The sequence below is a fragment of the Verrucomicrobiota bacterium genome (genome assembly GCA_034440155.1).
Classification (GTDB): Bacteria; Verrucomicrobiota; Verrucomicrobiia; order JAWXBN01; family JAWXBN01; genus JAWXBN01.
In genome coordinates, this window is the sequence record JAWXBN010000030.1 from 1 (window position 1) to 9846 (window position 9846).

Annotated in this window: 11 protein-coding genes, 1 tRNA gene and 1 riboswitch; of the genes, 7 read left to right on the forward strand and 5 right to left on the reverse strand. The window is 48.6% G+C overall.

The features are described from left to right. From SGI98_02995 to SGI98_03005, 3 genes are all read left to right on the forward strand, one after another. Nucleotides 1-770, forward strand: a 770-nt coding sequence (locus SGI98_02995) for a deoxyhypusine synthase family protein (GenBank protein ID MDZ4742370.1), incomplete at its 5' end; no start/stop codon positions are given. 84 nt (nt 771-854) lie between these two features. Then, a tRNA-Glu gene (locus tag SGI98_03000) sits at nt 855-931 on the forward strand. A gap of 26 nt (nt 932-957) precedes the next feature. After that, nucleotides 958-1101, forward strand: a complete 144-nt coding sequence (locus SGI98_03005; protein MDZ4742371.1) for a hypothetical protein — start codon at nt 958-960, stop codon at nt 1099-1101. Between the two features lie 33 nt (nt 1102-1134). Here the strand turns inward: SGI98_03005 and SGI98_03010 are convergent, their stop codons facing one another. From SGI98_03010 to SGI98_03020, 3 genes are read right to left on the reverse strand one after another with little or no spacing between them, the layout of a single operon-like run. Then, nucleotides 1135-1731, reverse strand: a complete 597-nt coding sequence (locus SGI98_03010; protein MDZ4742372.1) for a DUF4126 domain-containing protein — start codon at nt 1729-1731, stop codon at nt 1135-1137. A gap of 31 nt (nt 1732-1762) precedes the next feature. Beyond that, entirely contained in the window at nt 1763-2509 is a 747-nt protein-coding gene (locus SGI98_03015) for a DUF4230 domain-containing protein (GenBank protein MDZ4742373.1), read from the reverse strand. 14 nt (nt 2510-2523) lie between these two features. Beyond that, nucleotides 2524-2889: a hypothetical protein gene (locus SGI98_03020; GenBank protein ID MDZ4742374.1), complete on the reverse strand. Its 366-nt coding sequence runs from the start codon at nt 2887-2889 to the stop codon at nt 2524-2526. A gap of 170 nt (nt 2890-3059) precedes the next feature. Beyond that, nucleotides 3060-3189, forward strand: a riboswitch (SAM riboswitch). 105 nt (nt 3190-3294) lie between these two features. Here SGI98_03020 and thrC point away from each other — a divergent pair. The 3 genes from thrC to SGI98_03035 all read left to right on the forward strand — a co-directional run bounded on the left by thrC (nt 3295) and on the right by SGI98_03035 (nt 6689). After that, complete coding sequence (thrC, locus tag SGI98_03025) at nt 3295-4563, forward strand: threonine synthase (GenBank protein ID MDZ4742375.1); 1269 nt, start codon at nt 3295-3297, stop codon at nt 4561-4563. Between the two features lie 209 nt (nt 4564-4772). After that, nucleotides 4773-5048 carry a MoaD/ThiS family protein gene (locus tag SGI98_03030; protein MDZ4742376.1) on the forward strand — a complete coding sequence of 92 codons (276 nt, stop codon included), beginning with the start codon at nt 4773-4775 and terminating at the stop codon, nt 5046-5048. Between the two features lie 225 nt (nt 5049-5273). After that, entirely contained in the window at nt 5274-6689 is a 1416-nt protein-coding gene (locus tag SGI98_03035; protein MDZ4742377.1) for a coniferyl aldehyde dehydrogenase, read from the forward strand. 181 nt (nt 6690-6870) lie between these two features. Here the strand turns inward: SGI98_03035 and SGI98_03040 are convergent, their stop codons facing one another. Next, nucleotides 6871-7149: a hypothetical protein gene (locus SGI98_03040; protein MDZ4742378.1), complete on the reverse strand. Its 279-nt coding sequence runs from the start codon at nt 7147-7149 to the stop codon at nt 6871-6873. Between the two features lie 894 nt (nt 7150-8043). Between SGI98_03040 and SGI98_03045 the strand changes: the two genes are divergently transcribed. Continuing rightward, entirely contained in the window at nt 8044-8757 is a 714-nt protein-coding gene (locus SGI98_03045; protein ID MDZ4742379.1) for a DJ-1/PfpI family protein, read from the forward strand. A 75-nt stretch (nt 8758-8832) separates the two neighbouring features. On the opposite strand, the gene SGI98_03050 is transcribed toward SGI98_03045, so the two are convergent. Next, nucleotides 8833-9846 (reverse strand): PEP-CTERM sorting domain-containing protein (locus SGI98_03050; GenBank protein MDZ4742380.1); only part of this gene is annotated, 1014 nt, incomplete at its 5' end.

The following is a 9846-nucleotide window of genomic DNA, read 5'->3' on the forward strand; positions in this document are numbered from 1 at the left end:
GCACCGGTGCTAATCTCGAGGAGGATGTCTTTAACCTCGTCGCCCATGACCACTACGAACGGGTCCCTAATTACCGTGACCTGACCCCTGCCGACGAGCAGTCTTTACTCGAACGGCATATGAACCGCGTCACAGACACATGCATTCCTGAAATGGAAGCCATGCGCCGCATTGAATCAGTCGTCTTAGAGGAATGGGTCGCAGCAGACCAAAAGGGAGAACGATATTTCCCCCATGAATTCATGTACAAGATTCTCAAGAGCGGCAAGCTCGAGAAACATTATCAAATCGACCCTAAGAATAGCTGGCTCATGGCGGCCATGGAGAAAAATATCCCCATGATAGTCCCCGGCTGGGAGGATGCCACTCTCGGTAATATGTATGCGGGCCATTGCATCTCCGGTGACATCAAAAAAGTCCACACCGTCCGCACCGGGATCGAATATATGATGGAGCTTGCCGAATGGTACACTCACACTAGTGCGGCAAACTCGATTGGATTCTTCCAAATCGGTGGGGGCATTGCCGGCGACTTCCCGATTTGTGTGGTTCCCATGCTCCATCAAGATCTGCAACGTGATGAAGTTCCTCTCTGGGGTTATTTCTGCCAAATCAGCGATTCCACCACCAGTTACGGTTCATACTCCGGGGCTGTACCGAATGAAAAAATCACTTGGGGCAAGCTGGGTATTGATACGCCAAAATATATTGTGGAGTCGGATGCGTCGATTGTTGCGCCTTTGATTTTTGCGAAGATTTTAGGCTGGTAACTCTGACAATGATTTTTTCTTTGTCGAAAATGTAAAAAACGTTTGCGTAAAAAGACAAAATCGTTACTTTAAAAAACTCCGGTGCACCCTATGGTCTAGCCCGGTTAGGACACCTCCCTTTCACGGAGGTAGCACGGGTTCGAATCCCGTTAGGGTGACCAATTTTTTTATATAACCATTTTTACTTATGAATCAATTCAAAGCAAAATTCGAAAAACAGATCACGATTGCTTTATTTGTATTTGTAACCCTGCTCCCGTTTGTCGCGACCTTGGGCCTTATCGCCGCGATCATTCTGATCAATCATAACTTCCTGAACTGGATGGAGTAAGTTCCCCCACCCCCCCTTTTTTCCTGTCGGGCATTAACCAGATGCTTGGTTTGTCTTTAATATCTTGCCGACGATGCTTTTTGTGAGTTTGAAGGAATAATAGACCCCCACTAGGAGCAGAAAGAAAAGGATCATGGCGATAACCGGGAGGAAGATCGCCACAAAAGACATCACGACTGCCCCGATGGACTCCAATGTAGAGATAAGCGGATTTGCTATCCCCCCAGTCGTCGCCGTCGAGAGTAAGCGAGTCTGGACACTGCCGAGCTGGATCAGCCCCGCCGTCCCCCCACCGGCAATGATGGCCAATGCCCAATGCGCCCAAGGGGGTACATTACTCAAGACAGAATAACTCACTAATACACCAGCGAGCACGGCCATCGGGGATGCCACCGAATCAAGCAAATTATCCAGCCATGGAATGTAATAAGCCAATATCTCGGAGAGAGTCGCCACACACAGGCAGACAAAAACCGGCCACGACCCGAGCCACGCGACACTTTCAAAAAGCTCAAACCCACCAAAAAGGGATGCCCCGCTCAAGATCAGAAGGGGAATAAAAATCCTGAAGCCACATGCGGCACTCAGACCGATCCCGATAAAGACGCTTAAAATTGTTTCCACATTCATAGGGGGATGAGAATTGATTCGGGCAAATTGTTCAAGGTTTTTCCTTTTTATCCGCCATGACAAAATCCACATGTCCGCCATTACGCTGGACAATCTCGGTGATCCTGTCTTCAGATGTTTTCATTACTTCTTTGAGGATACCGGAATTCCTCACATTCACACGAGCTTGGAGTCTTAGCCCATTTAACGCCTCTTGACGGTCTGCATCAGTGATTTCATTCCACCAACCACTGTCATCTTTGAGCATTTGGTAATCTAATATCTCCACGGAAAGAACTTTTGCCGGAGGCATCTTTGCCGTCACCCGACGGGTCTTCGGATCAATGCTTATGGTGAAGGGTTCCTTTAAGTTAAACCCTGCCTTCGCCAGTACGAGGGCCTCGATTTCCAGCACCTTTTCACTCCCCAGCCATGAATGTGTCCACCCGTACCGGACAGACATCTTGCGTTCGACTGTGGCTAACTCCAAGATCGGTTCGATCTCCCCGAAAACAGTCACCCCATTAACCGTGACTATCGGGGTGATTTGTAAAGATTCTTTAATTTCACGGCCCAGTTTCTTTGCAAACTCGACACTTTCCGAGGCGCCGGAGGAAAACTCACCTTTTAATCCCCGCGCAAGATCTAAGGGTCCTTTATAGAGGATCGTGTAAAGGCTCCAAGTCGCCACAAATAGAATCGCGCAAGCGACTATCCCCGCGGAGAGCAGCCTCCAGTAAAAGGAGGGTATTGCGCCCTTTGGTTTTTCTGATCGTCGAGGTTGTTCGTTTATATCCATGGAAAAACAGGCAGCTACTTCGCCCCTATTCGTTTGATTCCTGCCAGGCTTAATACCAGTATGCCCACGGCAGTCCCCGTAATAGGCGTCGGGACAGCTGCTAAAATGGCCAAAACCGCTGCCACAGTAGCGGCTTTACTATTTGTGTCTTTATTCAGATATTTCTGTACGCAGAATACCCCGATAAAGACAGTTAAAAAACTCAAGGGAACCGTCACGATCCATGTCACTACCAACCATTCGCTAATGCTCCATAAACTATCGATAGCGACCAAGATTAATGCCGATAGGGGATGAATAAAGTTTTCCGCCCGGGGAGCAATTTGTTTTTCCTCCTCAGCAGGCAGGATTTCCACCCGGGAATCATCAGTCATAGACATGCCCTCAAGATACACCCTTTCCACCTTCTGAAAAGGGCAAAAACTCCCAAGAAGCCTGAGCAACCGCTCCCCTCTGATGATATTAGATTAAAAGCAGAGGAGTAATCATCCCCCCCTCATGACAAATCTCCCCGTTGACAAAATCAACGTATCATGATTTATTAATGCGTATCTTATCAAGAGCAGCTGAGTGTACGGCACGATGAAGCTGCGGCAACCGGTTCGGGAGAATAAAAAATCCAGAACGCCGAGGTGCCAAGTCCGCCTGGGAACATTATCTGTTTTCAGGAAAGATAAGAGGAGAGTTCGACTTTTTAAAATTAATCCAAAGCGACATGCTCTTCTTCTCTTCTAGGACTTTCATGCAGGTGACTCTTGATACGGTAAAAACCCTATTAGAGACCCATGAGCAAAACATTTTTTAACGAACTAAAATGCCGCGAGTGCGGACGCCCCTACCCCAAAAAGGCCATTCACGTCTGCGAATATGATTTCGGCCCACTGGAAGCTAATTACGACTACGACCTGATCAAGTCCCACTTGTCGCGTGCATTAATCGAGTCCCGTCCGCTGTCCATGTGGCGTTACCGGGAATTACTCCCGATCGATGGGGATCCCACAGTCGGCACAAAAGTCGGATTCACCCCGCTGGTCGAGGCCAAAAACCTCGCGCAACGCCTGGGTATTAAAAAGCTGTATATCAAAAACGATACCGTTAATTACCCCACCCTCTCATTCAAAGACCGCGTGGTCTCCGTGGCCTTGAGCCGTGCGCGTGAGCTGGGCTTCGACGTGGTCGCTTGTGCTTCTACCGGGAACCTTGCAAATTCAGTCGCTGCCAATGCTGCGGCCTCAGGCATGAAAAGTTATGTCCTCATTCCTGCCGACCTGGAACAAGGCAAAGTGCTGGGATCCCTCGTTTACGGTACGAATGTCATTGGTATCCATGGTGCCTACGACCAGGTCAACCGCCTTTGCTCGGAAATTGCCGGGAAATATAACTGGGGTTTCGTCAATGTGAACCTGCGCCCGTATTATGCGGAAGGCTCAAAAACCATGGGTTATGAAATCCAAGAGCAGCTCGGGTGGCGTATCCCCCGCCACACAGTCGTCTGTATGGCCAGTGGTTCACTCCTGACCAAAATCCATAAAAGCTTTAAGGAATTTACCAAACTCGGATTAGTCAATGAATCACCTTTTACGATCCATGGTGCCCAAGCCACCGGCTGCGCCCCCATCGCTCATGCTTTCAAGGAAAATACCGATATTATCAAGCCGGTGAAGGAACCTAAAACAATCGCCAAATCACTGGCGATCGGAACCCCTGCTGACGGTTATTATGCGATCCACACGATGAGGGAAACGGGTGGGTCCTGTGAAGATGCCACCGATCCTGAAATCATTGAGGGAATCCGTATGCTTGCCGAATGTGAAGGTATCTTCGCTGAAACAGCGGGCGGGGTCACCGTCGCCTGTGCGAAAAAACTCATCGACTCAGGTAAAATCCCGCGCGATGAAGAAGCCGTGCTTTGTATCACAGGTAACGGTCTCAAAACTCAGGAAGCGATTCTGGGTAAATGTGGCGAACCACGTTTGATCAAACCGAGCCTGTCGGAATTCGAGCAACAAATTTACGCACCGGACTTTCATCAGACCTCACCCGAAAAAAAATAAAAACATCACTTTAAAAGCAAAACATGCCGAGGCCTGCCCAAAATACACCCCCCGGATAATCAATAACCACAGTCTTTAAAAGACGGTGGAATGGTTTTTCTACCGGCTCAAAGACGGCTAAAGTAGAACCCCGAGTTTATAAAAATAGAGGCCGCCTGAAAGGCGGTGGTATTAAAACGAAAACGAGAAATCAAGGAGCAATAATATCTATGGCTATTCAAGTAATGATCCCTACCCCTTTACGCAAATTTACCCAAGAACAAGATACTGTGAACGCCGAGGGCACCACGATTCGTGAATTGATCGATTCCCTTGATGCAAATTATCCTGGAATCAAAGAACGCCTCTTATCCCCGGACGGTCAAATCCCCCGTTTCCTGAATATCTATCTCGGTGATGAAGATGTCCGCCACCTCCAGCAACTCGATACCCCGGTCAAAGATGGTGACGCCATTAGTATCATCCCCGCCATCGCAGGTGGCTAGGAAAGCCGGTAATCACCAAAAGGGGGTTCATGGATACGATCCGGTACTCAGGATCATGAACCCCTCACAGGCTAAAAAACTGTAAACCTCATTTCTCTTTATCTGGTTTTTTGCTTAACCATTCAGATTTTCCTGATGGCACCCCTTAGAATCAGGCACGGCCTGGACCTTCCCTTCCTTTACTTTTGGTGGTGACCCCTCTAAAGTCCAAGGAAATCACCACCCATGAGCGAACATCATCCCATCCGTAATTTAGACTCCTTGTTTCATTCCCAAAAACGGGCTTTTGTCGCCGATCCGGTTCCTTCGCTCCAGTCTCGTCTGGACAAACTCGATAGGCTTAAAAAGGAATTAATCCTCCATCATCAAGATTTGATTGAGGCCATGAGTCAGGACTTCGGCGTACGGAGTCGTTACGATTGCATTTTCGGGGATATCATCTCCACCCTGCAACTCATTAAATACACGTCTAAAAACCTGAGGAACTGGATGAAACCCTCACGTCGGAGTGCGGGAATGATGCTCGCGCCTGCCCGTGTGGAGGTGATTTATCGACCCCTCGGAGTCGTCGGCATTATTTCCCCGTGGAATTTCCCTGTGCAACTATGCCTGATGCCACTGATTACCGCACTGGCCGCAGGTAACCGTGTCATGATCAAACTCTCCGAATACACCCCTGTGACGAATGCCGCCTTGGGCAAATTGCTCTGCGGCATATTCCCCCGGGATGAGGTCTGCACGGTCGAAGGTGATGCCACCGTCGCGGAGACCTTTAGCAAATTGCCCTTTGACCACCTGCTTTTCACCGGGTCCACCTCCGTAGGCCGCCACGTCCTCACTAATGCAGCGGCAAACCTCACGCCCGTCACTCTGGAGCTCGGCGGCAAATCCCCCTGCCTCATCGCCCCCGACATGCCTCTCGATGCGGCTATAGATCGGATTGTTTACGGCAAGAGTCTCAATGCTGGCCAGATCTGTATCGCCCCGGATTACATCCTGATTCCCCGGGGTAAAGAAGAGGCCTTTGCCCAGGGGTTCGTAAAAAAATTCCAAACCTTTTACCCCGCCGGAATCAAAGATGATGGTTACACCTCCATTATTAACTCCAAACAATACAGCCGCCTGTCCTCGTGGCTCGATGAGGCCAAGGAAAAGGGAGCCAAAGTGATCCCCTGCGGTGAGCCCTCCTGCGATGCGCAAAATAGGAGAATGCTGCCCCATTTACTTTTGAATACTCCCCATGATTGCACTCTCATGAATGAAGAAATCTTCGGGCCTTTGCTCCCGGTCATTCCTTACGACTCGATCAGGGAAGCCATCGCTTACATCAAAGAACGACCACACCCCCTAGCCCTCTACCTGATGAGTTTCGACCAGACCCTTCAAAAAAAGGTACTCTCAGAAACTCAATCGGGTGGAGTCTGCATTAATGACACCCTCATGCACGTCGCCGCCGATGACGCGCCTTTTGGAGGCATCGGGCCTTCTGGAATGGGGCATTACCACGGGCACGAAGGATTCCTTACTTTCTCCAAGGCCAAAACCGTGCTGACCCGGGGGAGATTTTACCCCGCCAAATACATCCAGCCCCCCTTCGACACCCCCCTGAAAAAATTCCTGATTAACTGGTTGATCCGGTAATACAATTTTTTTAAAAAAAGTGAACTTTAAAGCAATTTGCCCAGGCAAATCCTCATATCGAAGAGTCTGATCTGGTAAAAGTGCTCCGGCGTTTTTCAATCCTGAATGCAAAGAACCCCCCCGATGCTCCCTCATCCACCGTTCTCTCCATTCCTTCAAAAGTTCGGCCTTTTTTTCCGAGTCATGAAAAATAATCGCTAATAATCGAGGCTGACACGACTAACCTCTCCAGCCTGTCTTCCGATTTTGTTTGAACATAGATATCGATCTTTGCGAGTGACTGTCCCTGATCATCAGTCCAAGTGGAGAGCACTTCGCATGGAAAAAGCCCGTTTCTTGGGTATGAGCTGTCACTCCATAAATATTCGGTGGTCATAATGACGCACTTATCGACTACCTTATGGAGATGGCCGTCAGAATCGACGAACTCTCCTTCCGCAATGTTGGGTTGGTGTTCCATCACGAACCGTACAATTTTTAACGGCAACGGCTTTTGAGGTTATACTCATCTGGATTTATTCTGCCGAAAGTCCCGAAGGGACAGGGATTAGGTCGACTGGCTCGTTGGGCATTTTTATTTTCGTAAGATAGCCCACAGCAACAAAGAAAGTGGAATAGAAATGTTCCAAACAAGAACACAGCATCGGAATCGACGTAAACGTCGCCTTTCTTCCGTGCCCTCCTGAATCCATTTCGGCTTCGTAAATAACCATAAAAACATCAGTATATTACGATGCCAGTAGCTGGAAATCCAAGTGCATTCCGGATCGCTCCAAAACATGCCTGCGGGTCGGCCGTCTGATAGCCATGCGTCATGATGAAAATAGTGTTCTGTTTGAATAAGGCTGTCAAAAAGTACAAATGAATAGATCAAGAACGGTATGGCTATAATAACTGGTATCGGGACCAGAAAGTTCATTTGTTTGCCGAACATGTATTAGACAGAAGTAAGTCCGTCTATTTTCCGGTGTTTCTGCCTATCCAGAAAAGCCGTTATTAATGATTGAGAGGGAATTAACGGAAATTCAAGCATGTCCGGTGATTTGAGTTAATTTTTGAAAACGGGAGGGGAAAAGTTTAAACGTGTCACAGCAAATTGCTCAGTCCTGACTTTGCGACCTTGGTATACTTCTGCGAGAAATGATTACGGAAAGAATCTTGATTCAACGACCACCGTCAGAGAAAGATGGTGGATTGATTTTTCTCCGGTTGCAAGTCCGCTAAAAGCCCGAAGCCCCGAGTTTCTGTCCAATGTAGGTGGGGTGGTTCCTTTGGGCAAGGACGAGCCTCGGGAAAGACGAACGACACGGCAAGATCGTCCCCTCCCAAAAATCTCTACTGCATTCCTGATTCTGTGGTTCAAAAAATCTGCGCCAATCTGTGGTTCAAAAAAGGCTCTTCGGGATTTCGAGTGGGTGAATATTGCGCCCTTTCGACTTTTAACTTTATCCGATCTCCCATCTTCGATATCCTCTCCTCCATGCTCTTCCAAATCCTCCTCTTTGACGGTTTTGATGAACTCGACGCGATCGCGCCGTATGAAGTCCTTAAAATGGCCGCTAAACACCTCCCTGAATGGAAGGTGGAATTCGTCACGCTCACCCACGCAAATGCCATCACGGCTGCCAACGGGCTCGAACTCGTCGCCCCGAGCAAATTGCTCTCACTCGACCAGAAACCGGATATCCTCGTCATTCCTGGGGGTGGCTGGGTCGATCAAAGTCCATTGGGCGCACGCGGCGTGACAAATTGCGCCGAGGCCCTCGCACTCCTGCGCAAATTGCAGCAGTCCGGTGTTATTCTCTCCAGCGTTTGCACCGGGTCCATGATCCTGGCTGCGGCAGGCCTCCTCGACGGACGTCCCTGCATCACCCATCACAGTGCCCTCGACGATTTAAAGAAATTCCCCGTTCAAATTATTCAAAAAAGAGTCGTCGATGATGGAGACATAATCACTGCCGGCGGGATCACCTCCGGCCTCGACCTCGCCCTCCACCTGATCGAACGCTTTGCCGGAGCCCCCCTCGCCACACAAATTGCGGCAGCGATGGAATATACAAAAAAATAAAAAAAATCCTAAATTCCTCTAAGCACGCTGAATGTGCAAGAAAACGAATTCAAATTTCGATTAACAGGTGAATTTCTAAACCTGTGGTTTACCCGGTTGAACCTTACGCCTGTATCGGAGGGCTAACCCCGCGCAAATCATCCCGGCGACGAGCATCACATAGGTCGAAGGTTCGGGAACTGGCAGGATTTGGTAATTTAGATAAATATTTTGACTATCCGCACTCAAGAACCAGACTCCGCCTCCCAGACTATAGTCATTAGCGAATCCGGTCATATCTAGATTGAGATTATTAGTATTAAATCCGGAAATGGTTAAAGCCTGAATGATACTCTTCTGATAATCTTGGAATTGGTTGAAGCCAATAGCATTACCTGCAGCATTTGCCAGTGTCAGGGATTTGACATTAATATTAAATTTATTACCGGGGTTCGCTGTAATATCGAGTAGCCCGGTCACATTGATAAAGTCCCATCCGGGATCTATTCCTTGCGTCCCTCCAAAATTATTAACTTCCCAGAGGTAATTCCCGCCTGTACCCCACTCCAACGTGCCGAAATTCTGGAGCCCTGGACTATTCCCCGGTGAGAGCGTCGCTCCATTAGCCACGATCAACTCTGTAAATGTCGCGTTACCGCTGATCACCCCGCCATTAAATGTAATTAAATTTGTGACCACACCTGCAAATGAAACGTGTCCATCATTATTCACGACCAATCCATTAGCAAAAGTATTCGTCACACCAGCTTGTGTTTGCCGGAAATATGCCTCTGTGCCCGAACCATCACCCACGACAAAAGCTTGCCCGTTACTGACAGTCACCTGTCCGACGACTGTTGTGCCCCCATTCAACTGGTACACACCTTGTGAATTCGTAACGATCAGCTTGTCGGCAATCACAGTTCCATTATTTTGGAGATTCGTCCCCCCTTGAATATCGTAAACCGAGGTTCCTGAATCATTTGTGATGACTAATTTCGAGGCAGCTTGGTCGATTAAAACTAAATTACTCACCCCCCCGTTTTGACCAACAGTTAAATTTTGAATCCCCAGATAGGCATTATTACTCACGACAAGAGTCCCCCGCGA

Bases quoted from the DNA above. Each gene is read 5' to 3' on its own strand.
- SGI98_03020 (MDZ4742374.1), bottom strand. From the start codon at position 2,889: ATGTCTATGACTGATGATTCCCGGGTGGAAATCCTGCCTGCTGAGGAG.
- SGI98_03030 (MDZ4742376.1), top strand. From the start codon at position 4,773: ATGGCTATTCAAGTAATGATCCCTACCCCTTTACGCAAATTTACCCAA.
- SGI98_03035 (MDZ4742377.1), top strand. From the start codon at position 5,274: ATGAGCGAACATCATCCCATCCGTAATTTAGACTCCTTGTTTCATTCC.
- SGI98_03010 (MDZ4742372.1), bottom strand. From the start codon at position 1,731: ATGAATGTGGAAACAATTTTAAGCGTCTTTATCGGGATCGGTCTGAGT.
- thrC (MDZ4742375.1), top strand. From the start codon at position 3,295: ATGAGCAAAACATTTTTTAACGAACTAAAATGCCGCGAGTGCGGACGC.
- SGI98_03015 (MDZ4742373.1), bottom strand. From the start codon at position 2,509: ATGGATATAAACGAACAACCTCGACGATCAGAAAAACCAAAGGGCGCA.
- SGI98_03040 (MDZ4742378.1), bottom strand. From the start codon at position 7,149: ATGGAACACCAACCCAACATTGCGGAAGGAGAGTTCGTCGATTCTGAC.
- SGI98_03005 (MDZ4742371.1), top strand. From the start codon at position 958: ATGAATCAATTCAAAGCAAAATTCGAAAAACAGATCACGATTGCTTTA.